Origin of the sequence: Thiobaca trueperi (assembly GCF_004342175.1) — a bacterium.
Taxonomy (GTDB): domain Bacteria; phylum Pseudomonadota; class Gammaproteobacteria; order Chromatiales; family Chromatiaceae; genus Thiobaca; species Thiobaca trueperi.
Genome location: NZ_SMAO01000016.1, coordinates 1 through 23,308 on the forward strand (window position 1 = coordinate 1; position 23,308 = coordinate 23,308).

A 23,308-nucleotide genomic window follows, 5' to 3' on the forward strand; every position below is an offset into this window, starting at 1 on the left:
CTGACGACTGACGACTGACGACTGACGACTGACGACTGACGACTGACGACTGACGACTGACGACTGACGACTGACGACTGACGACTGACGACTGAACTCACTCTGTTCATCCCGGAGGACATCACCATGCAAAACTGTTTTCTCAAGTTCTATGTGGCGGAAAACCGCCGTCATCATCACAAGCTGATCTATGAATGGCTGCTGGAAGAGGCGCAGCAGTTCGGTCTGAATGGCGGTTCAGCCTTTCGCGCCCTGGCCGGCTTCGGGCGTCACGGGCGACTGCGCGAGGAGCATTTCTTCGAGCTGGCCGGCGATCTGCCGGTGGAGGTGGGCTTTGTGGTGACGCCGGATGAAGCGGATCGCTTTCTGGCGCATCTCGCGCAGGAAAAACTGAATCTCTTTTATCTGCGCGTGCCGGTTGAGGCGGGCTTTACCAACGGAAGCCAGTCATGATCTGTCCAGAGAGGTTGCAAAATGTTGACGCCTGCCTCAAAACCCTGGCGATGTCTGCCGTTTCTGATCTGGATCCTCTGCGTCCCGCTGGCCTCGGCGCAGTCGGTCACAGGAATCAGTGATGGCGTCGCGACGGCGATCATCGCCACGCCACCGGAGAGCGCGCTGCTGTCTACTGTCGGTGCCGTCGGATTGGGCGGTGCCTTGGGCGCGATGAGTCGCTATGGCGTGAATCGGGGGATGGAACTCTGGTTGGGGTCCGGTTTTCCCTACGGCACCCTCGCGGTCAATGTCCTGGGATCCTTCGGGCTCGGGCTGACCAGTGGCTGGCTCGCCCATACCGGCGCGCTGGCGACGCCCTGGGACCATTTTCTGATGGCCGGCTTTTTTGGCGGCTTCACCACTTTTTCAACCTTCTCCAAGGATACAGCGGGGCTGATCCAGTCGGGCGACTCATCGGCAGCCTCCTGGTATGTCATCGGCTCCATCGGTCTGTCGCTGGCAGCCCTGATGGGGGGCGAAATCCTGGCGCCTTTTCTTCTGTTCTGAAATGCAAGACCACTCTTCACCCCATCATCGCAGGGAGAGACCGCATGAGCCCACGCATCCACACCATCGACGCCTTCGCACCCCAGGTGAAGAGCAACCGAGCGGGAATTGGGTAAAGCGGCGGTGTTCGGGCGCGCCCGGCGGTGGCTCAAGCGAGCGCCGCCGGTGTGAGCGATCAGTCTTCGGGATCGACCTCAAGAATGGCGCCATCGGCGCTGACATCAACTTCATGCCGACCGCCCGCTGCCGGACTGTCGAGCCTGACCTCATAGACGACCTTGCCGTCATCCGTCTCTTTCTCGGCGCTCAACAACTGAGCATCCGGGAAACGTGCCTTGAGCGCGCTCACGACAGCATCCGGAAGTTCGGCGACTGGAATGTCATCGCCTGCCAGAACAACGCCCGGCAGCGCCAGCAGACCAACGAGCGGAAGCACGAAACGCAAAGGCCGTTTGCAGTCAGTCATGTGAATCTCCTGGTGATTGAGGATAGACGAAAGGTCTCATCAGACTCACCATCGTCGGCAGGGCCCATAAGTCAGGCGATGAGTCAATGGAGACTTGATGCCCGGCAACAAGTTCCCATCGATAGCCTTGCCGATGCAGCGGCGATCCTGAAACGAAACGCCACCTCAGACTTCACACAGACTGATCGCGCACAAAAAAGCCGCTCGTAAGCGGCTGATTCTGATTGGGTAATGTGGTGGGCGCACGTGGGATCGAACCACGGACCCCTGCCGTGTGAAGGCAGTGCTCTCCCGCTGAGCTATGCGCCCGAAATCAGGTCGGCGATAATGCCGGAAGCGTGGGAAGGTGTCAACAGACGATCAGCAACCTGACTGAGCCATGGCCCAATCCAAAGACTCGATGAATTCCAGACGCAACGACTGGCTTTGTGGTTAAATTCCGCCCCTATGTTTCATCCACTCCCACTCTATATCGGCCTGCGCTATACCCGCGCCAAGCGCCGCAACCACTTCATCTCCTTTATTTCCGGCACTTCGATGGTCGGGATCACGCTCGGCATCGTCGCCCTGATCGTGGTGCTGTCGGTCATGAACGGGTTCCATAAGGAGATCCAGCAGCGCATCCTGAGCATGGCCTCGCATGCGACCCTGACCGATCCCTACGGCGGCGGCATGCAGGACTGGGTGACGACCCTGGACCGGGTGCGCACCCATGCCGATGTGGTTGGCGCGGCGCCCTTCGTCGAGGTGCAGGGGATGCTGGTCAACAGCTCGTTCGTGAGCGGGGCGCTGATTCGCGGCATCCTGCCGGCGGAAGAGGATCAGGTCGCCGATCTGCGCCGCGAGATGGTCAGCGGCTCGGTCGATGATCTGGTCGATGGCGAATTCAACATCATCCTCGGGCGCGATCTGGCGGCCTTTCTGGGTGTGGGACCGGGTGACAAGGTGACGGTCGTCACCCCGCAGGTGAGTGCGACCCCGGTCGGCATCATGCCGCGTCTCAAACGCTTCACGGTCAGCGGCATCTTCGCGGTCGGCATGGCGGACTATGACCGCAACGCCGCCTTCATCCATCTGCGCGACGGGGCGAAGCTGCTGAATCTGGGCGATGCGGTCTCCGGGGTGCGGATCAAACTCACGGACATGTGGCAGGCGCCGCGTCTGGCGCGCGAGATCGCCTACGATCTCGGCGGGACTTACCGGCTGATCGACTGGACCCAGGTCCATAACAACTTTTTCAGCGCCCTGGCGATGGAGAAGCGGATGATGGGGATCATCCTCTTTCTGATCGTCGCAGTGGCGGCCTTCAATATCGTCTCGACCCTGGTGATGGTGGTGACGGACAAACAGTCCGACATCGCGGTGCTGCGCACCCTGGGACTCTCGCCCGGACGGGTGATGGCGACCTTCATGGTCCAGGGGACGATGATCGGCCTGATCGGCACCCTGCTCGGCATGGTCGCAGGCGTTATCCTGGCCTGGAACGTCGAACCCGCAGTGGGCGCGATCGAGAGCCTTTTCGGCGTTCATTTTCTCGATCCGAGCATCTATTACATCAACGAGTTACCCTCGGATGTGCGGCTGTCCGATGTACTCTCGATCGGCGGCGGGGCCTTTCTGATGTCGGTGCTCGCCACGCTCTATCCGGCCTGGCGCGCGGCCCGGACCCAGCCGGCGGAGGCGCTGCGCTATGAATGAGTCCAACCCGGTTCTGGATGTGCGCGGACTCGTCAAGACCTTCGAGCAGGGTCCGCAGGCGGTCGAAGTGCTGCGCGGGGTCGAGTTCAGCGTCGCGGCGGGCGGGCGCATCGCCATCATCGGCGCCTCGGGGTCGGGCAAGAGCACGCTGCTGCACTGCGTCGGCGGACTGGACCGGCCCAGCGCGGGGCGGGTGTGCTGGCGGGGCGAGGACATCGGCCGGCTCTCCGAGGCCAAACGCGGTCTGCTGCGCAACCGCCATCTGGGATTCGTCTATCAGTTCCATCATCTGCTGCCCGAATTCACGGCGATTGAAAATGTCGCCATGCCACTGCTGATCGGCGGGGCGCGACCTGCTGAGGCGCGTGCCAAGGCCATTGATCTGCTGGAGCGGGTGGGCCTCGGACATCGCGGCGCGCACAAGCCCGGCGAACTGTCCGGCGGCGAGCGACAGCGCGCGGCGGTTGCGCGTGCGCTGGTGACGCGCCCCGCCTGTCTGCTCGCGGATGAGCCAACCGGCAATCTCGACCGGCACACGGCGGGCGGGGTCTACGAGCTGATGCTGGAACTCAACCGCGACATCGGCACCAGTCTGGTGATCGTCACTCATGACCCGCAACTGGCGGCGCGCATGGATCAGGTCTGGCGTCTGGATGACGGCGTGTTGAGCCGGGATCCGCCGTCCGCGCCATAGCGTTCCCGGCGTCGGCGCAGATAGCTGGCGACTTTCCAGCGCCAGAGCGCCTGCACCGTCAGATAGCCCAACAGCGAACAGACCGTGCCACAGATCAGGCTGCCGAGCATCAGCGGCTCGATGATCTCGAACCAGTTGTGCCAATCCATCCAGAAATGGAGGTCGAAGCCCTCGGCTGGATGACCGAGCATCCGGCAGCCGATGAAATAGGCGAAATAGAACATCGGCGGAATCGTCACCGGATTGGAAATCCAGACCAGCGCCACCGAAATGGGCAGATTCACCCGCAGCAGGATCGCGAGACCGGCGGCGATCAGCGAATGCGTGAGGATGGGAGAGAACATGACGAACAGCCCGATCGCCACCCCGCCTGCGACCGAGCGCCGGTTCAGATGCCAGAGGTTGGGATCGTGCAGCAGCTTGCCGAAGATGCCAAGATAACGATTGTCTTTGATCGTCTTGGGGTGCGGCATGACTCGTTTCAGCCATTTTTTCACACAGCAGGTCCGCTTGGTTTTGGGCGTGGCAAGAGGGCGCGAGTATAGGACAGCGCCCGTGAATTCCGCTGCTTTATCTTGCAGGCCATCGCCTGTCTGGAGCGACTCGCGCTGAGGGCTGGTCCGCATCGGAGTCTGACGATGATCCGCGCCGGCCTGGCCTTCGCGGCGGGAGTCGCGGTCTTTTATTCCCTGCCCGCACCGCTCCCGCTCTGGCCGCTGGTTCTGACCACCCTGTCAGTCGCCGCCCTGGCCTGGATCTGGAGCTGGCCGCGCCTCCCGCTGCTGGCGCTGCTCGGGCTCTGCTGGGCACAGATCCATGCCTGCGCCCTCCTGTGTGCTCCTTTCCCGGACGAGCTGGCCCGCGCGCCGCTGATGGTGGAGGGACGCATCGTCTCGATTCCGGCCAGCACCGGCCTTGCCACCCGCTTTCTGTTCCGGGTTGAACGCAGCCTCCAGGACGATCAGCCGCTGCCCTTCAGGGGGCTGGTGCGCCTGTCCTGGTATGACGCCTCAACCACCATCCATGCTGGCGAACGCTGGCGATTTCCAGTGCGCCTGAAACCCCGTCATGGCTATGCCAATCCGGGCGGCTTCGATTTTGAACGCTGGCTGTTTGAGCAGGGGGTCAAGGCGACCGGCAATCTGCGTCGCGCGGAAGGAGTCGAGCGTCTGGACGCCGGCCCCGGTTCCGCCTGGCTGACCCGCTGGCGTCAGGAGCTGGCGGGGCATCTCGCCGGGGTGCTGGGCGAGTCCCGCGCACTGGGTCTGGTGCAGGCGCTGACCATCGGCGAACGCGCCGGTTTTGCGCCCGAGGATTGGGAGATCATGACCCTGACCGGCACCAATCATCTGGTCGCCATCTCCGGTCTGCATGTCGGATTGATCGCCACCGGCGTCTTCTTTCTGGCGCGCTGGCTCTGGTCACGCAGCGCCCGATTGACCCTGCTCCTGGCCGCGCCGCGCGCGGCGGCACTGGCGAGCGCCCTGGCGGCGCTGTCTTATGCCGGTCTCGCCGGTTTCGCCATCTCTACCCAGCGCGCACTCATCATGCTGGCCGTGGTGCTCGGCGCGCTCTTCTGGCAGCGCACACTACGGCCTTATCACGCCCTGACGCTGGCGCTGCTCGGCGTCCTGATCCTTGATCCGACGGCGATCCTGTCCTATGGCTTCTGGCTGTCCTTCGGTGCGGTCGCGGTGCTCCTGTTCAATCTCGGTCAACGCCTGCCGCGCCGCGACCTCTGGACACGCTGGGGTCGCGCCCAATGGGCGGTGGGGATCGGACTCCTGCCGCTGCTGCTCTTTTTCTTCGGACGCGCCTCGCTGATCGCGCCACTGGTGAATCTGGTTGCCGTCCCGCTCTTTGGTCTGCTGCTGCCGCTGGTCCTGATCACCAGTCTCCTGAGCCTGATTCCAGGTCTCACCTGGCCGTTGAGTCTGACCGCCGATCTGCTCGGCTGGTGCCTGGATGCGCTGGCCCGGGTGGCCACGCTGCCCTGGGCGGCGGCGATGCTTCCGGCGCGGCCGCTCTGGGTGTGGGGCGTCGCGACGGCTGGCGTGCTGCTGCTTCTGGCGCCGCGCGGTCTGCCGGGGCGCTGGCTGGGTCTGATGCTGCTTCTCCCGCTGCTGCTGATCCGTCTGCCCGGCCCGACACATGGCGAGGTCTGGTTCACCCTGCTCGACGTGGGTCAGGGTCTGGCTGCCGTGGCGCAGACGCGCGACGGCACCCTGGTCTTTGATACCGGTCCCGGTTTCCCCAGTGGTTTCAATGCCGGCGCGGCGGTCGTCGCGCCCTTTCTGCTGGAACAGGGGATCGAGCATATCGAGCGTTTGGTGGTGAGCCATGCCGACCGCGATCATGCCGGCGGTCTGGCCGGATTGATGTCGCGCATCGGCATCGACCGCATCCAGAGCGGCGAGCCGGGCGATCTGGGGCTTGCGTCTGTCGAGCCCTGCCGGGCTGGAGAAGGCTGGATCTGGTCCGGGGTGTCCTTTCGTTTTCTGCATCCGGACGACGACGGCGAGCGCGGCAACAATGCCTCCTGCGTGCTGCGGATCGAGACCGGCGGACACTCCATTCTGCTCACCGGCGATATTGAGCGGCGGGTGGAGCGTCGGCTGGTTGTACGGCTGGGGAGTGATTTGCAGAGCGACATCCTGATCGCCGGTCATCATGGCAGCGCCAGTTCCACCAGCGCCGAGTTTCTCAAGGCCGTATCACCCGACTGGGTGCTCTTCTCATCCGGCTATGCCAATCACTTCGGGTTTCCCGCAATGACCGTGCGCGAGCGGATCGCCGGGCTGGGGATTCCGATGCTGGATACCGGCATCCTCGGTGCGATTCGGCTTCGACTTGACGCCGATGGGGGGCTTGACGGTCCCTGGGGCTGGCGCGAACGGCATGGGTGGTTATGGACACATCGTCCGGATTAAACCGCGCCCCGTGCAGTATGCGATGTTTTTGGCTTGGATCGATCTTGGCGGCATCGACAACCGCGTGAACTGGCGCGGTTTAAGCTATTCAATTATATGAAAACTCAAACCGCGTCCCACTAATCTCGGTGAGACGCACAGAGCTAAACACAAACTGAAAATGATCCATGGTGCGCTGGACGCAGTTTAGAGGATCCCGGCAAGAAAATCGGCGACGGCGGGTTCCAATGGACGTTCGCCGGCCAGCACCGCCGGCTCGTAATCGCGGCGCCAAGCTGGCATCAAAGGACGTGCCTGACGCCACTCCTCGAAGAGAATGCGCGCCAGCGGCCCGCCTTCTTCGATGAATCCGGATTCGCGAAAATCCTGCTCCATGCGCTCACGATCATACTCGAAGCGGACGATGTCCCAGCGCCAGCGACCGCCGCGCATCTCCAGCAGGGCATAACTGCCGCGCGGATCGCCGTCAAAGGGCGAACCGACCGAGCCGACGTTCAGAATCGGCGTGCCCTCGAAAACGCGGGTCAGCGGACGGTGGGTGTGGGCGGTGACGAAGAGCGCGATGTCCGGCGGCAGCGCGCCGCGCAGTTCGTCATCCGGCGTGCGCGCCGAGATTCCGTGCCGGTTGCCGGCCAGGGTGCCGTGAGTGACATGGACCCAGCTTGACTCATGACCGCCATCAAAGCAGAGATGGTCCGGCCAGTCCGTCAATGCCGCGATCATGGGCAGCAACTGACGCGCGGTCCAGTCGCCAAACTGCCGCATCTGCGCGTCCAGTTCGTTCATCGGCATCTCCCGCAGCAGGTGCAGAATCCAGGTCTCGTGGTTGCCATTGACCGGGAGCCAGCCGCGTTCACGACGCAAATGGTCGAATATTTCCAGACAGGCCAAACTCTTCGGGCCGCGATTGACCAGATCGCCAGCCATGATGACCAGATCCGGACTCCAGTTGAGGATCGCTTCCACGGCGACTTCCATCGCCGGCAGGTTGGCCTGTACATCCGAAAAGATCGCGACTTTCATCGTCGAATTCCCGTAGCGTGATCGGCGTGATGCCGTCAGACGGGATCGCGCCGGGGCAAAGATTGTCCGCTTCCTGTCTCTGAGCAGCGGCGGATGACGCACTGGCATGGGATTGCCGCGCCGGGGTGCCGGCCTTAGACTTAAAGCCACCTCAAGTGCGCTGCAACAGGCAGCAACAGGTTCGGTTCGAGTAGGTTCAGTCGCCCATGACACCAGAAACAGACGCTGCGGAACCCGATTGGGAGACGCCCCTTTCGCTGACCATCACCCCGTCATTGCTCATTCATGCACTGATGGGAACAGCCAGCGCCGTTCACACCGGCTGGAACAGTTGCGTCGATGATACTCTGTTATTGTCCAATCTGGTTGCGATGGACGATCACGCCGGGAACTATGTCCGCCTGGCGGAGCAGGAGTTCGTCGATGACGATCAGCCCGACATCCTCTGGCATGACTGGACCCTGGAGGTCCGCATCGGCTCTCTGCTGACCACCGGCCACTGGCAGCTTCCGTCCACCGCTCATCCCTCGGAGTGGGACTGGACCGCCCGCGAGGCCGCCCGCGCCTTCGAGCGCGCCTGTGTCCTGATTGGACGCCGGGTGCGCCGTGCCATCGCGGTGGAAGACCCGGCGCCGATGGAATCAGTCCCGCGCGCCAGCCGGCACTGACGCGAAGCCTGTCCCAAAAACGGCTTGCCGCGACTTGCCGCCGCCGTGCAGATCGTTCAGAGTGTTCGGTCAGCCGCAGCCTATCGCTGCGTCAAGACGGAGGATTTCCGATGAAGGTCACAGTCGATTTCGATATCACGGCGGAAGAAGTGCGCAAACTTTTTGGCCTGCCGGATGTCGAGGCATTCCAGCGCCAGTTGATGGACGATATTCGCGAACGGATGGTCGCCGGGGTCGAGGGTTATGATCCCATCAAGCTGTTTCAGCCCTATATGACCGGCACCATGGCGTCCTGGGACATGTTCCAGAAGATGCTGACCAATGTCGCCGGACTCTCTGCCACCGGCGCGCCCGGCAAGGACGTCACCACCGCCAGTCCGGCACGCAAAAAATAATCGCTTGCGGGGCATTGTCCTTGCCACCGGATCGGACAGCGGCTCCGGTGTGGCGAATGGACTGAATGCCCCATCCATCCACTCCGCTCGACGATCCGCAGCCACCCACGGTATCCGGCATGTCCAAGGCCAAGCAACCTGAATGCCAGGAGGGCGACACCATCAAGGGACAGCAATTTGCCATCGAGTTGGTCCATCAACTGGTGGTGCCGACCTTCGTTCTCGATGCTGAGTGTCGCGTGATTGTCTGGAATCGGGCATGTGAGCAGCTGACCGGCATGCCCGCTGCGGATGTCATTGGCACGCGCGAACACTGGCGCGCGTTCTACAGCAAACCGCGCCCCTGTCTGGCTGATCTGGTCGCGCAGGAGCGCATGGACGAAATTGATCGTTTCTATGTTGCGCACGAATCCCTGCCGGACACGATGCGCGATGCTCAGGCCGAGAACTGGTGCGTCATGCCCCTGCTTGGCACCGAACGCTATCTCGCCCTGGATGCCGCCCCCATTCGCGATGCGGCGGGCAGGCTCATCGCGGTTGTTGAAACCCTGCGCGACATGACTGATCGCAAGCTGGCCGAAAGACGGCTGCGACTCATCGCCAGCGTCTTCGAACATTCGCAGGAAGGGATCGTGATCACCGACCCCGCCGCGCGCATCCTGGATGTCAACGGTGCCTTCACCCGTGTCACCGGCTACAGCCGCGAAGAGGTTTTAGGGCAGACCCCGGCGCTACTCAAATCGGACCTTCAGGATGCGACCTTTTATCAGGACATGTGGCAGCGGCTGAACGAAACCGGCCAATGGCAGGGAGAGGTCTGGAATCGGAAAAAATCCGGCGAGCTGTATCCCGAAATCCTGCACATCAACGCCGTATCGAAGGGAAACGAGATCACGCATTACATTGGCATGTTCCTTGACATCACCGATCTCAAGAACACCCAGCAGCGTCTGGAAAACCTGGCCAATTACGATTCGCTCACCGGCTTGCCCAATCGCGTGCTGCTGGCCGACCGTCTGCACCAGGCGCTCGCCAACGCCAAACGCCACAATCAGCTCGTCGCCATCTGCTTCCTGGATCTGGACGATTTCAAGCTCGTCAATGACCAGTATGGACATGAGACCGGCGACCACTTTCTGATTGAAATTGCCCAGCGGCTGCTTGGCACCATCCGTGTCAATGACACGGTGGCGCGTCTCGGCGGCGACGAGTTCGTCCTGCTGATCACCGATCTTGAACATCCCGACGAGCTGAATGCGATTCTGGGTCGGATCTGCGACAGCATCGCCCGACCCTTCCAGCTTGGAGACATCGCTCTGGGGGTGTCGGTCAGCATTGGCGTCACCCTCTATCCGCTCGACGACAGCGATCCCGACACCCTGCTGCGGCATGCCGATCAGTCCATGTATCAGGCCAAGCAATCGGGTCGCAACCGTTATCATGTGTTCGACTTGCAGGCCGCCAACGCGATCCTGGTCCGGCATCGCGAACTGGAGCGCATCCGCCAGGCGCTTCAGCATGGCGAATTCAGGCTCTATTATCAGCCCAAGGTGAACATGCGCACCGGCGAGGTGGTCGGCATGGAGGCCCTGATCCGCTGGCAGCACCCGGAGCACGGGATCGTGCCGCCGCTGGAATTTCTGCCCCTGATCGAAAATTCGCCGCTGATCGTCGAAATCGGTGAATGGGTGCTGCACGAAGCCCTGGAGCAGATGGACCAATGGGCGGCGGCCGGACGGCCGGTCGCGGTCAGCGTCAATATCTCCGCCCATCATTTTCAGCACATCGACTTCGTCGCCCGTCTGCGGGCCATCCTGAACGAGCATCCCGATGTCTCGCCCCATCTGCTCGAACTGGAGATCCTCGAAAGCGCCGCACTCTCGGATATCCGAATGATGCGTGGCGTGATCGCGGCCTGTCAGTTGATGGGCGTCACCTTCGCCCTCGACGATTTCGGCACGGGTTATTCCTCGCTCAGTTATCTCAAACAACTGCCAGCGGAAACGCTCAAGATTGATCAGTCGTTCGTCCGCGACATGCTCGACGACCAGGAAGATCTGGCGATCATCGAAGGCGTGATCGGACTGGCGAATGTGTTCAAGAAACACGTCATTGCCGAAGGCGTGGAGACGCCGGAGCACGGCCTGCTGCTGATGCGGTTCGGCTGCGATTATGCCCAGGGTTACGGTATCAGTCGCCCCATGCCGGGAAACCAGGTGCCAGACTGGATCAAGCGCTTCAAGCCGGATTCGAAATGGGACACCTGGGCCAATGATCAGCAGGGCCATCGCCTCGACACCCCGCTGATCCTGGCTCAATACGACCACATCAAATGGGTGCGACGGATCGTCGAGGCGGTGGAAGAGCCGGGCGCCGACCTGACGATTGAAAACCTGGGGAATCCCGAGGGATGCCGCTTTGGAGTCTGGTATCACAACGAGGGGCGGGCGCGCTATGGACATCTGCCGGAACATGCCGAGGTCGGAGCGACCCATTGCAGTATCCATCGTATCGGCGCCGAGGTGATCGATCTGCGTGCGCGTGGCGACCTGGAGGCGGCGCGGGTCAAATGCGAGGAGCTGCTGGCGCTCAAGGCGACGATGCTGAATCAGCTTGACCGGCTGCAACGCTCAGCCGCTGCGGGTGCTGACGCGCTGTGAGAAGATGTCTCCATGCTTGAATATGTGCTGATTGAGCAGGACATCATGGAGGTGGAGGTCTGCCGCCGTCATCACCACTGGCAGTCCGGGCACTATTTTCTGGGCGATCAGGTCTGGTTCGGAGCGATTGAACTGAGTCTTCCCGTCACGGCCATCTATGCACGGGTGACAAATGAAGACCTGCGCACAGCCGACGCCGCATCCTCAACCGGAGACTGAAAACGACATGTCTTCATCCATGCCATCGCCGCCCAACTGGCAGATTGCGGTTTTCCCGGCTCTCCTGTGGCTGCTGCTGACGTCGGCTCCGCTTGCGGCCCAGGACTGTGGCAACAACGATCCGGCCCGGATTCCCAACAGCCGTTTCGTCGTCAATCAGGACGGTACGGTCAGGGATGAGGCCACGGGTCTGATGTGGAAACAATGCGCCGAGGGTCTGAGCGGCGTCGGCTGCACCGCTGGCACGGCGCTGACCTTCAAATGGAAACAGGCGATGCGCCAGGGTCAGGACAACCTCTTCGCCGGTCATGCCGACTGGCGTCTGCCCACGCAGACCGAATTGCTGTCGCTGATCCAGCGGCGCTGTTACGGTCTCGATATCGATGTCGCCAATTTTCCCAATACGCCGCCCGCCCCATTCTGGACGGCGACATCCGCCGCCTATTATGGTGGCGACGCCTGGACCATCCATTTCGGCACCGGCGCCACGGGTTATGGCACCCGGCGTGACTCAGCCCATGTCCGTCTGGTGCGCGACAGCGCCGCCTGTTCGCCCGCCCGGCCCGGTTCCTGCGTTGCGCATGAGGCAAGGGTGCCGCTGCCGCCAGCCGTCAATCCGCCGCCTACCACAAGCCCGTTTTTGCCCTGACGCTTGCGGTTAAGCTCCTCACCATGATCACGGCTAGACACTACGATCCTGACACGACGACACCGGATATTCCGCTCACCGCCTTGTCGCAACGGCAATCCATCCTGTCCGTGTCAGGGGTCAACTGGATCAATATCGAGATGCAAGGCGACGACTCCGCTCAGGTCAACGCCTTGATGGATCTCTTCGATCTTGACGAGCAGTTTTGCATCCATGTTCAGGACATGGTGTCACCGCCGGACCATAACCGGGTGTCGCTGCCAACCTTCGATGCGGTCAAGACTTATGCGCTGTTTCGACTTAACATGCTATCGATCAATAAAACACTGCTGCACGGCACACCGTTTACCGAAGACGACATTGATCATGAACAAGTGAGCCTCATCGGCCTGAATAACACGCTGTTGAGCTTTCAACAGGGAAATATCGATGGCGATGTTTTCGGCCCGGTCCGTCTTGCCATCGAAAAAAACAAGTATCAAATTCGCGAACATCGCGTCAATCATCTGTTTTATTTGATTCTTGAAACGATTTTGGACGAGTATTTCAAGATTGTCGCCGCCATCCGCGAGCAGTTTGACGACCTCGAAGAACAACAGCAGCAACGCTACGCCGACGAACAGGAGTTGATGCGAGAAATCATCCGACTGAAAAAGATCATCCGCTTTCTCAGACGGGAAACGATCCATCTGAAACGGGCATTTGACGATATTCGTAAAAATGAACACGTCTTTTCGATTGACGCCGCCACCAGTATTTATTACGAAACCATTCGTAATCACATCAATGAATTGCTCTCTTATTATGACTATGGTAGCGACAATCTCACGGATTTGATCAACGTATCGATTTCGCTATCGGGAGCAAAAATGCAACGGGTGATGAAAACCTTGACGCTGGTGTCGTCCATTTTTATTCCGCTCACCTTTATCGCTGGCGTCTATGGGATGAACTTCGAGAACATGCCGGAATTAGCGTGGCCCTACGGCTATTTTATGGTGCTCGGCGTCATGGCGACGATCTCTGCGGTCACGCTGCTGCTTTTTCGGAAATGGTTTTGAATGTCTATTGGCATCAGATCGGGTAATGGCAAGCAAAAACTGCCGCACCCGTCGCCATGTCCACGGTGTCTGATGTTCCCCGTCCTGCTCCCAAATCCCCCGCCGCGCGGCCCTGGCCCGCTCCTGCGCCTCGAAATAGCGCGACTCACGGCAATAACGCGGGTAGACGGCGGCCTGTCCCGCTTCGACCAGCGCCAGATTGAGGCTCTGCCCGGCGTGGCCGAAGACTTCGCCGACGATGCGCCCGTACCGGTCGCGGTCGTGTTCGCGGAGATTGATCTGCTGGGGGATGATCCGGCGCAGATAATCGCGGCTCTCCTGTCCCCACGGGCGCTGGCCCATCTCGGGGGCGTCGATGCAGTAAAAGCGGATCTTGACCTTCCCCGTTCCGCAGGTGGCGCGGAGGGTATCGGCGTCATAGACCGAGTTGACCTGACAGGCGCTGCCGGGGGCGACGCGCGGGAACCAGGGCGAGCCGCCCGTGACCAGCCAGGGCGCGGCGATGCCGAGTCCGGCGAGGATCCAGAAGGCGAGGATGCGGTGATGACGGGGGACGAGGCGATGCCAGGGGATGCGGATCCTGTTCTCTGGTCAGGAAGCGCCGACTTCGTGACCTCAGCGATAAAACTCCACTTTAGACGGAGACGGGGCTTCGCGCCTTCGCCTGTAAAGTTTGAGCAATCCTTCGCAGATTCGCAAAGCGGCGCTTCGTCTGGCCGGTGACGAAGCCGGGATTTCGTCACCAGCCCCGGATCAGGAACGGTCAATCGCTGGACATGGCTGGCGGCTGGAAGCCGTCTACTGGTGTTCCATCCAGCCAGGGTCGCCCATCCTCACCAAGCCGCAGCCGACCTTCCGCGAACCAGCCCGCGACAGTGGGATAAATGACGTGCTCCTGTTCCAGCACGCGCGCAGCAAGCGTCGCCGCATCGTCTCCCGGCAGGACGGGCACCCGGGCCTGAAGAATGACCGGGCCGCCGTCGAGTTCGGCGGTGACGAAATGGACACTCGCGCCATGTTCGGTCTCGCCGGCCTCCAGCGCCCGCTGATGGGTGTGCAGACCACGGAATTTGGGCAGTAGCGACGGGTGGATGTTGAGCAGCCGTCCCCGGTAATGTGCCACGAAGGCCGGGGTCAGGATGCGCATGAAACCCGCCAGCACCACCAGACCTGGATCATAGCCATCGATCAAGCGTTGCAGATCGGCGTCATAGGCGTCGCGGTCGGGATAATCCCGATGGTCCAGAACCGCCGTCGCGATTCCATGACGGCGGGCGCGCTCCAGTCCGAAGGCGTCCGCGCGGTTGCTGATGACGGCGGCAAGACGGATCGGCAGACCCGCAAGCTGGGCATCGATCAGGGCTTGCAGATTGCTGCCGCCGCCCGAGATGAGCGCGACGACCGGGAGCGGCTGGCGCTCAGACATGACCAAATCCGCCGCTGTAGCGAACGCCGGGCTCGCCTTCGCCACCGTCTTCACTGGCCTCGATGCCGCCTAGGATCCAGGCGTCTTCGCCCGCTTTGTGTAACATGGCGAGCGCGCTGTCCGCGTCCTCGGACGCGACACAGAGGATCATGCCGACCCCGCAGTTGAAGGTGCGCAGCATCTCGGCCTCGGTGATCCCGCCCTGGGTCTGGAGCCAGTCGAAAACAGCCGGACGCTGCCAGCTCGCCAGATCCACGCGGGCGCAGGTGCCCTGAGGCAGGACGCGCGGCAGGTTTTCGGTCAGCCCGCCGCCGGTGATATGGGCGAGCGCATGGACGCGCAGGGCGCGGGTCAGCGGCAGCACCGAGCGAACGTAGATGCGGGTCGGGGCAAGCAGACGGTCAGCCAGCGACGCGCCGTCCAGATCCGCAGTCAGATCGGCGCCGCTCACGGCAATCACCTTGCGGATCAGCGAATAGCCGTTTGAATGCGGGCCGGAGGAGGCCAGTCCGATCAGCACATCGCCGGCTGTGACCCGCTCGGGCAGGATCAGCTCGGATTTCTCGGCAATACCGACACAGAAGCCTGCGAGATCATAGTCCCCCTCGGCGTAGAGACCGGGCATCTCGGCGGTCTCGCCCCCGGTCAGGGCGCAGCCGGCCAGTTCACAGCCGCGCGCGATGCCGGCGACCACGGCACTGGCAACCTCGACATCCAGCCGGGCGGTGGCGTAGTAGTCGAGAAAAAAGAGCGGCTCGGCCCCGCTGACCAGGATGTCGTTGGCGCACATGGCGACCAGATCGATACCGATGCTGTCATGACGGCCCAGTTCGATGGCCAGCTTGAGCTTGGTGCCGACGCCATCGGTGCCCGAAACCAGCACCGGCTGGCGATAATCGGCCAGCGGCAGCTCGAAGAGCGCGCCGAAGCCGCCGAGTCCGGTGAGTACGCCGGGACGCGCAGTCGCAGCGGCCAGCGGTTTGATGCGCTCGACCAGTTGCGCCCCGGCGTCGATATCGACCCCGGCATCGCGATAGCTGAGAGAAGGTGGCGAGGGACGGTTTGAATCCTGCGTCACGGGTGGCTCCAGTGATTGAGTGAGGCGGCGATTGTAACCGACCCTTGGACAGCCGGCAGGTGTCAGGCTAGCATCGCGCTTCCAGGCCGTCTGGCGGTGTCAGGATTACAACCGTGAAACTCAAAGACATTCCCAACATCATTAGCGCGCTGCGGCTGATTGCCGTGATCCCCGTCGTCTATCTGCTGCTGGTCGATGAATTCGGCTGGGCGCTGCTGCTGTTCGTCATTGCCGGCGCCTCGGATGGACTCGACGGTTTCCTGGCCAAGCATTATGGCTGGCAGAGCCAGCTCGGCGGCATCCTCGATCCGCTGGCCGACAAGACCCTGCTGGTGTGCTGTTTTCTCGTTCTTGGTTCACTCGGCCTGATCCCGCTCTGGCTGGTGCTGGCGGTGATCTTCCGCGATCTGGTAATCGTCGGCGGCGCGGTGCTCTACCACTATGGTGTCGAAGAGGTGGAGGCGGCGCCCATTCTGGTCAGCAAATTGAATACCTTGCTACAGATCCTGCTGCTGGTGGCCGTCCTCACCCATGCCGGTCTGTATCCCCTGCCCGACAGTCTGCTGACCATCCTGATCTGGGCCTGTATGACGACCGTGGTGGTCAGCGGGTTGCAGTATGTCTGGATCTGGGGCCGCAAGGCCATGCGGCGCGGGTGGAAGGGATAGGGATTGCCCGGAAACACGATATCTGGATCGTAAATTTAAGATTTAGACAGGATTAACAGGATGTTTAAGCTGCTGTTTAAAATACTGTTAATCCTGTCTATTCCCGCAGCGCCTGGCGGATCAGCGGGATGGTCGGCTGGCGCTGCTCGCGCAGACTCAGACCGTCGAGACGTTCGACCAGGTCCAGCAGGGACGCCGGGTCGCGGGCGTGATAATTCATGATGTAGCGCACCTGATCGCGGTTGAGCTGCATGCCCCGGCGTTGGGCCGATTCGACCAGCAACTGTTCGCAGTCGGCTTCTGTCAGCGGATGCAGGCAATATCGCGGCCCCCACTGAAGCCGCGAGCGCAGATCCGGCAATTCCAGCGGCAATGCATCGGGGGCGGCGCTGGCTGCCGCGAGCAGCCGCCGACCGCGCTCCCGCATCCGGTTGAAAAGATCGAAAAGCGCGTCTTCCCAGGCCGCATCGCCGGCAATGGCCTGCACGTCATCGACCGCGACCAGATCCAGCCGCTCCAGATCATCGAGCAGGACTGGCTCCAGCTCCGGCGTCCCGAGCGGGACGAAATGGGCCTGCTGCCCCTGTTGCGCCGCAGCGAGACAGGCCGCCTGCAGTAGATGTGTTTTGCCGGTACCCGCCACGCCGAACAGAAACAGAAAGGGCTCGCCCTCCCCCACAGCGAGCGCCGAAACGGCCGCCACCGCCTCGGCATTGGGACCGGACAGATATTCGGTCAGGGAGGGCTCCCTGACCGCTTCGAGCGCAAGATGCAGTTGTTGCGGGTGATCGCTCAAGGCGATGCGCCGGGCGCGTCAGTCCGGACGCCGGGACAGTCGGACAGCGGTTTCCGCCAGACGCCTGCCCAGTGCCTGACAGAGCCGCCGCTCTTCATCCGTGACCGGCAGATTGCTGTCGGGGCCGGCCAGATGCGAGGGGCCGTAGGGTGTGCCACCGCTGCGGGTATGGATCAGATCGGGCTCGCTGTAGGGCAGTCCCATGATCAGCATGCCGTGATGCAGCAGCGGCAGCATCATGCTGAGCAAGGTCGTTTCCTGTCCGCCGTGCAGACTGGAGGTGGAAGTAAAAACCCCTGCCGGTTTGCCCGCCAGCGCGCCGGCCAGCCAGAGACCGCTGGTGCCATCAAGGAAATATTTGACCGGCGCCGCCATGTTGCCGAACCGGGTCGGACTGCCGAGCGCCAGTCCGGCGCACTGGCGCAGATCCTCATGATCGGCATAGGGTGCGCCGCCTGCCGGGATGCGGTCCGCGACGGCCTCGCAGACCGTCGATACGGCTGGTACGGTGCGCAGACGCGCCTCCAGTCCGCCGGATTCCACCCCACGGGCGACCTGCCGGGCCATTTCGGCGGTGGCTCCGTCACGGCTGTAATACAACACCAGAATAAACGACATGGGTCGATGGTCTCCGCAGAATGGTCATCAGACTCCTTCGGTTTGGCTCAGAGATGGGCGGCAGGCAGACCGCGCCATCCTGACCGAAACCTCGTGTGCAGTCAGGATAACGCTTGTGCCGTGACGAAAGCCACTTTCGATGGCGGGCGATGGCGTCAGGGCCAGCGGAAACGTCCAGGCAGACGGTGAGACGCCCGGACGCCGATGATGATCGGACGAATGGGCGGTGTGCGGCACACAGAGCGGAATGCGTCAGTTCGCGACCCGCTCCAGGGCGAGCGCGAACGCCGAAAGCCCCGAATTACCGAGCAGGATGTGCGGTTTGTCCAGACGCTTGCAGAAACGCTTGGTGCGGTAATAGGCGCTGTGGCTGACATAATCGGTGGCGCAGACCACCGCATCGGCTGCCGCCAGCATGGCTTCCAGCCGGTGATGGCTGTCCTCCAGTCCCCCGTCGTGATGGTCGAAGCGTCCGTTGCAGCGGGCAACCAGATGCCGGTATTGCTCGACCAGCGGCTTGCGTCCGCCAACGCAGAGCACGAGTCGGCCGGCAAGGTCCGCGCGGCAGTCACAGGTCTCATTGGGACAATCCGTACAGGGATTCGTCAGATGCAGCGTCACCAGGCGTTCGAGCGCCTCGCATTCGGCTTCTTTCTCCAGACGCGCGGCATCCATCCGCCGGATGTCGGCCTGGGCTGACTCCCATTGCTGGCGCCAGTTGGCGGCTTCACGTCCGCTCGTCTCCAGCCGGGATTGCGCATCGGCGAGTTCGTTCTCCAGCCGGGTCAGCAGGTGCTGACGTTCGAGCGCCCCGCTGGCGCTGACTTGCTCGACCAGTTCCCGCTCGCGTCGCGCGAGACGTTCACACTCGGCTTCGCGTTCGCGCAGGGTCGTCTCCAGCCGGGCGATGCGCTGTTCACTCTCGCCTGACTGTTGACGGAAGCGCTTCTGAAGCGTGTCGAATTCGCGTTGCAATCGCGCCAGTTCGGCGCGTGTCTCGGTCAGTCGTTTCAGGTCTGCCCGCTGCCCGGCTCCAATCTGGTGCGAGAGCATGTGCACGTCTTCGTAGGCAAGCACCAGGACAGACTGATCGGCCCTGGGGTGCGTCATCAGCGCCCAGAGTGCTCCCGGCACCTCACCACTGGCCAGCGACTCCGACCAGAGCGCGATCAGCGCCTCCGGGGTGCGCGCACTGTCGTAGCGTTTGACGGTTGCGGCGTATTTCTTCTCCAGCAGCTTTTGGGTCGCCAGCGAGAGTGAATTACGCTCGCTGGCGGCCGAGACGAAACTGATATGGATCTCGTAATCGGTAGGACGGGCGCAGGTGCGCCAGGCGTGACGTTCGCCGATACGTCGCAGTTCGGCAACGGTGAGACAGGTGCCGATGATCGGACAGTGATATTTGTGCGGGACATCCCACAGCTTGCGCCGACCCGACTTGACCGGTGCGAGCGGCGGTTGCGGTCGGCGCAGGATCTCGATCACCTCCGCCGAGGCGGCGGGATCGAAAGCCTCCTGCGGAGTCATTGCATGTTCCATGGCCTGCGCCAACGCCGCTGGACCCTGCGTTTCTGGCGTACCGGCAAGCGTAAAGGGTTGCTGCATGATTCAAGGCTCCAGGGGTGCGGTTCAGTCGAGCAGGGTGTTGATCAGGGTGCGCCAGATCGGATTTTCCGCCTGATCGAAACCGGGCAGATTCTCGATGACGGCCAGCGCGCGGCCGGATGCGTCATAGAGCCGGAGCTGGTGGCGTTGGCCGGATGCCCCCTGACGCCGGAAGACCCAGGCGCTGTCGATCGCGGCAGTCTCGATGCGCAGCCTGACGTCATCGCCCAGCAATTGCAGCCAGGAACCGGCACGGCGCTGATGGAAGTAGAAGGCGCCATCGAAGCGATGTGCGACACCGGCGGTGCCCGTCAGCACACGCACGGGCAGCGCCTGATCGGCGAGCGCACCCAGGAAACAGGCAATCTGTTCGGGATCGACAGGTTGGATCTGCCCCTGCTCGCGGAGTCGCTCCGGACTGAGACGCTGCCAGCCGCAGACTTCTCCAATATCCAGGCTATCGGGGTCGTCAACACCCACCTGAGAATGTTGGTTCAGGACACGGATGAAGGCGGCGTAATTGCTGGCGGTCGCGACCCTGTCGGTACGTCGGTGCAGCGGCACGACCCGCTGCCGCTCGGCCTGATGGTTGCGCAGCAGGGTGCGGAGCGCGAAGCCGTTGGAGCGGTGATCGAGCGATAGCGTCAGGAGTGTCGTTCGTGACTGATCTTCGATGCGCAGTTGCTGCGGATCCTCGCTCTCGCCATCCGGCAGGGTGCGCAGGACATGCCATTGATCCAGAAACAGATGCAGGGCGAAACGTCGACCAGTGGCCTGGGCAATGTTTTGTTCGATCCGAATCCCTTGAAGCAGTGCTGCTTGAGCCATGTCCAGGCCCGGAATCGCGGTTTCGATCCAGACTCGGTCGAGACGCGCCAGATCCCGGAGCAGTTCGGGCCAGCATCCGGTCAGGCGCAGGATACCGGTGGCCTTGTTCGGGGCGGGCGGATCGGGTGGACAGATGCGCGGTAAAGGAGCCAAAGAGCGGGTCATGGTGGTCATCGATAATCCAGGTCCGTTCCAAACAAGCAGCCAAATAGGAATCGTTATTATTTATAGATATGAAATGATGCCTTGTCAATGATGCTCGCCACCACTGTCGCAAAATTGGCTGCGGAGATCAGTGCGTGTGGATTGAACTGCTTGGCGGAACTGGCGAGAATCGTCTACCGTCGCCGGATCCCACCTCCGGTCGCGGCTCAACAATCAATCGATGCGGCGCTAGCCGTCTAACGGAGAAGAGAATGGATGATCGCCAGCCGGAACAACGAGTCTGTTACCGCTGCCTCATCGGCGGTCGCGTGCAGGGTGTTGCATTTCGCGCCGCCGCGCGCGAGCAGGCCATGCGGCTTGGGGTCTCAGGTTATGCCCGAAATCTTGCGGATGGGCGGGTGGAGGTGCTGGTTTGCGGCGAGCTGGCGGCAGTCGCACAGTTACGCGACTGGCTAAGAACCGGCCCCGCGCTGGCTAACGTCACGGGCGTGGCCTGCGAGGCGCTGGATTATTATCCGCATGTCGGTTTTGTGATCGATCAGTAGCCGCCGCTGCGCTGGAGCGGCGACTCAGGATACTGATCCAGGCGGATCACCCGTGTCTCCAAACGGCCATCCGGCTCAAGCAGGAGTTCACGATAGCCGGGTGGACGCTCGTCGAGTGCGAAGTCTTTGCTTCCGGGCAGAAACTGGACGCAGGTGGAAGGTGCGCCGAGAAACCGGCAGCCCGCTCGCATGGATGCGAACGCCTGATGCACATGGCCGAAAACCATGCCTTTGATCTGCGGATGGATCGCGACGAGTCCAAGCAGATCGGCCCCGTTGACAACGCCCATGGTGTCCATCCAGGCGCTGCCAACCGGCACCGGATGATGGTGGAGAAAAATCAGGGTTGGCGCCGGGTCTGCCGCGAGCCGTTCGCCAAGCTGATGAAGCTGTTCAGGGCTGAGATAACCACTGTTGTGACCGGGATTGGCCGAGTCCAGAAAGATGAGATGCCAGGCGCCCAACCGGCGTGAGACGACCGGTTCGACCGATGTGGAGCCGAGACAGGCATCCATCAGGTCGCGGCGGTCATGATTGCCGGCGAGACAGTCATAGGGCAGGCCGGTCTGATCGAGAATCCGGCGGAGATAACGATAACCATCCGGCGAATCGTCATGCACCAGATCGCCGGTCAAGACCAGTGCATCCGGCTTGTCCGGGCCGGCCAGCGCCCATTCTAAGACGGCCTCAAAACTGAAACGGGTGGTGATGCCGAGCAGTTGCCCCGCTGGCTGCGCGAAGAGATGGGGGTCCGACAGTTGCAGCAGTCGCACGGAGCCGGCAGTGCGGTTCGCCGTCCTGCGAGGTGCCGGATACGGGTGATGAGGTGAATCCTGCGGTGGCTTGGATGCCAGCATCTTGATTTCCAGAATGTGCGGCGCCTCATTGCATGAGGGCTTGCCTGGATCCATTTCTAGCAGCCGGCAGAAACTGTCGCAAGGAACCCGTTCACGGACTTGCAAACGCCAGCGGGATAGACAAAGGGATTGAGACAGGCATCACGTTCGCTGAGACATAATCGGTAAGCGCACGCTTGATCACCTGGATGACCGGGCGCGCGCTCACCTATCGTACAAGCTCTTTGCCGGGCCAACCAAGCGCCATCCACATGAGGAAATCAACATGGAACTCAAAGGCAGCAAGACCGAGCAGAGCCTCAGAGATGCCTTCGCTGGTGAATCCCAGGCCAACCGGCGTTATCTCTATTTTGCCGCCAAGGCGGATATCGAGGGTTATAACGATGTCGCGGCGGTCTTCCGTTCAACCGCCGAGGGTGAAACCGGTCATGCCCACGGGCACCTGGAATATCTTGAAGCCGTCGGCGATCCGACGACAGGGCTGCCGATCGGTCCGACCGACGCCAACCTCAAGGCCGCCATTGCCGGTGAAACCCATGAATATAGCGATATGTACCCCGGCATGGCGAAGACTGCGCGCGAAGAAGGCTTCGACGAAGTGGCCGACTGGTTCGAGACACTCGCCAAGGCCGAGCGTTCACACGCCAATCGTTTCCAGAAGGCGCTGGACCATCTCGACACCTGAGCGTTGATCCGGACAACCGGCACCAAGGCGCTCCAGTGCGCCCTCTTTTATAAATGCTGTGCGCAATTCAGGTGAAAAGCCAACTGGACGATGCACAGTTGAAACCGATGAATAACAGGAAAATTGGATGCTTCGGGCGCTTTTTTTCAGCTTTTTTGTTGTTTCGCTGTCATTGCCCGGCTGTGGAGGTGGCAGTGGCAACCACGAATTAAAGAGTGCAACAGACGAACTCCCCGTTGGCTGCCTGATCAAACCGGATCCGGGCGCCTGTCGCGGCACAGAGACCGGGTTCTACTACGATTATCGCGATAATCGCTGCAAACCCTTTGCCCACGGCGGCTGTGGTGCACAGGTGCCATTTCAAACCTTGCAGGCATGTCGTGACTTCTGCGGAGCGGATGGTTAATAAACTACATCCAGAGTGATTTATATTGTCTGGCTGGCGCGCAAAGAAAAACCCCATCTTCGAGAGAAGATGGGGTTTTGGGTATAAGGCCCTGGCGGTAACCTACGTTCACATGGGGAAGCCCCACACTATCATCGGCGAGCCACCGTTTCACGTCTGAGTTCGG

26 protein-coding genes and 1 tRNA gene are annotated in these 23,308 nt (G+C 61.9%); 15 read left to right on the forward strand and 12 right to left on the reverse strand.

Translation table 11 applies throughout. From position 1 onward, the window contains the following. Window positions 1–126: 126 nt before the first annotated feature. Together EDC35_RS18220 and crcB are read left to right on the forward strand one after the other, a co-directional pair. Entirely contained in the window at window positions 127–453 is a 327-nt protein-coding gene (locus tag EDC35_RS18220) for a DUF190 domain-containing protein (RefSeq protein ID WP_132978690.1), read from the forward strand. Between the two features lie 21 nt (window positions 454–474). Continuing rightward, window positions 475–1,002: a fluoride efflux transporter CrcB gene (gene crcB / locus EDC35_RS18225; RefSeq protein WP_207896307.1), complete on the forward strand. Its 528-nt coding sequence runs from the start codon at window positions 475–477 to the stop codon at window positions 1,000–1,002. Between the two features lie 175 nt (window positions 1,003–1,177). On the opposite strand, the gene EDC35_RS18230 is transcribed toward crcB, so the two are convergent. Together EDC35_RS18230 and EDC35_RS18235 are read right to left on the reverse strand one after the other, a co-directional pair. Then, a complete protein-coding gene (locus tag EDC35_RS18230; RefSeq protein WP_132978691.1) occupies window positions 1,178–1,468 on the reverse strand; it encodes a PepSY domain-containing protein in 291 nt (96 codons plus the stop codon). Between the two features lie 234 nt (window positions 1,469–1,702). Further along, window positions 1,703–1,777 (reverse strand) — tRNA-Val (locus EDC35_RS18235). A gap of 138 nt (window positions 1,778–1,915) precedes the next feature. On the opposite strand from EDC35_RS18235, the gene EDC35_RS18240 reads away from it, so the two are divergent. Together EDC35_RS18240 and EDC35_RS18245 are read left to right on the forward strand one after the other, a co-directional pair. Continuing rightward, window positions 1,916–3,166, forward strand: a complete 1,251-nt coding sequence (locus EDC35_RS18240) for a lipoprotein-releasing ABC transporter permease subunit (RefSeq protein WP_132978692.1) — start codon at window positions 1,916–1,918, stop codon at window positions 3,164–3,166. Next, on the forward strand, window positions 3,159–3,860 hold the full coding sequence (locus EDC35_RS18245) for an ABC transporter ATP-binding protein (protein WP_132978693.1): 702 nt from the start codon (window positions 3,159–3,161) through the stop codon (window positions 3,858–3,860). Before EDC35_RS18240 ends, EDC35_RS18245 begins: the two co-directional genes overlap by 8 nt. On the opposite strand, the gene EDC35_RS18250 is transcribed toward EDC35_RS18245, so the two are convergent. After that, window positions 3,803–4,333: a DUF2062 domain-containing protein gene (locus EDC35_RS18250; RefSeq protein WP_132978694.1), complete on the reverse strand. Its 531-nt coding sequence runs from the start codon at window positions 4,331–4,333 to the stop codon at window positions 3,803–3,805. The genes EDC35_RS18245 and EDC35_RS18250 overlap by 58 nt on opposite strands. A 165-nt stretch (window positions 4,334–4,498) precedes the next feature. Here EDC35_RS18250 and EDC35_RS18255 point away from each other — a divergent pair, with 165 nt between their 5' ends. Beyond that, on the forward strand, window positions 4,499–6,790 hold the full coding sequence (locus EDC35_RS18255; RefSeq protein ID WP_132978695.1) for a DNA internalization-related competence protein ComEC/Rec2: 2,292 nt from the start codon (window positions 4,499–4,501) through the stop codon (window positions 6,788–6,790). Between the two features lie 186 nt (window positions 6,791–6,976). Here EDC35_RS18255 and EDC35_RS18260 read toward each other — a convergent pair whose 3' ends face one another. Further along, a complete protein-coding gene (locus tag EDC35_RS18260; RefSeq protein WP_132978696.1) occupies window positions 6,977–7,813 on the reverse strand; it encodes a metallophosphoesterase family protein in 837 nt (278 codons plus the stop codon). Between the two features lie 206 nt (window positions 7,814–8,019). Between EDC35_RS18260 and EDC35_RS18265 the strand changes: the two genes are divergently transcribed. From EDC35_RS18265 to EDC35_RS18290, 6 genes are all read left to right on the forward strand, one after another. Beyond that, entirely contained in the window at window positions 8,020–8,481 is a 462-nt protein-coding gene (locus EDC35_RS18265; protein ID WP_132978697.1) for a hypothetical protein, read from the forward strand. 110 nt (window positions 8,482–8,591) lie between these two features. Beyond that, window positions 8,592–8,876, forward strand: coding sequence for a DUF6489 family protein (locus tag EDC35_RS18270; protein ID WP_132978698.1), 285 nt, complete (start codon window positions 8,592–8,594; stop codon window positions 8,874–8,876). 65 nt (window positions 8,877–8,941) lie between these two features. Continuing rightward, on the forward strand, window positions 8,942–11,536 hold the full coding sequence (locus EDC35_RS18275; RefSeq protein ID WP_243651784.1) for an EAL domain-containing protein: 2,595 nt from the start codon (window positions 8,942–8,944) through the stop codon (window positions 11,534–11,536). Between the two features lie 12 nt (window positions 11,537–11,548). Continuing rightward, a complete protein-coding gene (locus tag EDC35_RS18280) occupies window positions 11,549–11,755 on the forward strand; it encodes a hypothetical protein (protein WP_132978699.1) in 207 nt (68 codons plus the stop codon). Between the two features lie 7 nt (window positions 11,756–11,762). Further along, window positions 11,763–12,404, forward strand: a complete 642-nt coding sequence (locus EDC35_RS18285; RefSeq protein ID WP_132978700.1) for an Lcl C-terminal domain-containing protein — start codon at window positions 11,763–11,765, stop codon at window positions 12,402–12,404. A gap of 23 nt (window positions 12,405–12,427) precedes the next feature. Next, window positions 12,428–13,465, forward strand: a complete 1,038-nt coding sequence (locus EDC35_RS18290) for a CorA family divalent cation transporter (RefSeq protein WP_132978701.1) — start codon at window positions 12,428–12,430, stop codon at window positions 13,463–13,465. Here the strand turns inward: EDC35_RS18290 and EDC35_RS19165 are convergent. From EDC35_RS19165 to purM, 3 genes are all read right to left on the reverse strand, one after another. Continuing rightward, on the reverse strand, window positions 13,376–13,807 hold the full coding sequence (locus tag EDC35_RS19165) for a thermonuclease family protein (protein ID WP_132978702.1): 432 nt from the start codon (window positions 13,805–13,807) through the stop codon (window positions 13,376–13,378). The two genes, EDC35_RS18290 and EDC35_RS19165, sit on opposite strands and share 90 nt — an antisense overlap. Before the next feature lie 421 nt (window positions 13,808–14,228). Next, on the reverse strand, window positions 14,229–14,891 hold the full coding sequence (purN, locus tag EDC35_RS18300; protein ID WP_132978703.1) for a phosphoribosylglycinamide formyltransferase: 663 nt from the start codon (window positions 14,889–14,891) through the stop codon (window positions 14,229–14,231). Further along, window positions 14,884–15,969, reverse strand: a complete 1,086-nt coding sequence (gene purM, locus EDC35_RS18305; protein WP_132978704.1) for a phosphoribosylformylglycinamidine cyclo-ligase — start codon at window positions 15,967–15,969, stop codon at window positions 14,884–14,886. Before purM ends, purN begins: the two co-directional genes overlap by 8 nt. 113 nt (window positions 15,970–16,082) lie before the next feature. Here purM and EDC35_RS18310 point away from each other — a divergent pair, with 113 nt between their 5' ends. Continuing rightward, on the forward strand, window positions 16,083–16,637 hold the full coding sequence (locus EDC35_RS18310) for a CDP-alcohol phosphatidyltransferase family protein (RefSeq protein WP_132978705.1): 555 nt from the start codon (window positions 16,083–16,085) through the stop codon (window positions 16,635–16,637). Between the two features lie 97 nt (window positions 16,638–16,734). Here the strand turns inward: EDC35_RS18310 and hda are convergent, their stop codons facing one another. The 4 genes from hda to EDC35_RS18330 form a co-directional block, all read right to left on the reverse strand. Beyond that, a complete protein-coding gene (gene hda / locus EDC35_RS18315) occupies window positions 16,735–17,433 on the reverse strand; it encodes a DnaA regulatory inactivator Hda (RefSeq protein ID WP_132978706.1) in 699 nt (232 codons plus the stop codon). An 18-nt stretch (window positions 17,434–17,451) separates the two neighbouring features. Further along, entirely contained in the window at window positions 17,452–18,051 is a 600-nt protein-coding gene (wrbA, locus tag EDC35_RS18320; RefSeq protein ID WP_132978707.1) for an NAD(P)H:quinone oxidoreductase, read from the reverse strand. A 252-nt stretch (window positions 18,052–18,303) separates the two neighbouring features. Next, a complete protein-coding gene (locus tag EDC35_RS18325; protein ID WP_132978708.1) occupies window positions 18,304–19,656 on the reverse strand; it encodes a DUF2325 domain-containing protein in 1,353 nt (450 codons plus the stop codon). A 24-nt stretch (window positions 19,657–19,680) separates the two neighbouring features. After that, window positions 19,681–20,658 carry a ChuX/HutX family heme-like substrate-binding protein gene (locus EDC35_RS18330; RefSeq protein ID WP_132978709.1) on the reverse strand — a complete coding sequence of 326 codons (978 nt, stop codon included), beginning with the start codon at window positions 20,656–20,658 and terminating at the stop codon, window positions 19,681–19,683. Window positions 20,659–20,900: 242 nt separating this feature from the next. Here EDC35_RS18330 and EDC35_RS18335 point away from each other — a divergent pair, with 242 nt between their 5' ends. Continuing rightward, a complete protein-coding gene (locus EDC35_RS18335; protein ID WP_132978710.1) occupies window positions 20,901–21,194 on the forward strand; it encodes an acylphosphatase in 294 nt (97 codons plus the stop codon). Here EDC35_RS18335 and EDC35_RS18340 read toward each other — a convergent pair. Beyond that, window positions 21,188–22,051: a metallophosphoesterase gene (locus EDC35_RS18340; RefSeq protein WP_132978711.1), complete on the reverse strand. Its 864-nt coding sequence runs from the start codon at window positions 22,049–22,051 to the stop codon at window positions 21,188–21,190. The two genes, EDC35_RS18335 and EDC35_RS18340, sit on opposite strands and share 7 nt — an antisense overlap. Window positions 22,052–22,316: 265 nt before the next feature. Between EDC35_RS18340 and EDC35_RS18345 the strand changes: the two genes are divergently transcribed. Together EDC35_RS18345 and EDC35_RS18350 are read left to right on the forward strand one after the other, a co-directional pair. After that, complete coding sequence (locus EDC35_RS18345; protein WP_132978712.1) at window positions 22,317–22,736, forward strand: rubrerythrin family protein; 420 nt, start codon at window positions 22,317–22,319, stop codon at window positions 22,734–22,736. 127 nt (window positions 22,737–22,863) lie between these two features. Further along, entirely contained in the window at window positions 22,864–23,142 is a 279-nt protein-coding gene (locus EDC35_RS18350) for a BPTI/Kunitz-type proteinase inhibitor domain-containing protein (protein ID WP_132978713.1), read from the forward strand. Window positions 23,143–23,308: the final 166 nt, after the last annotated feature.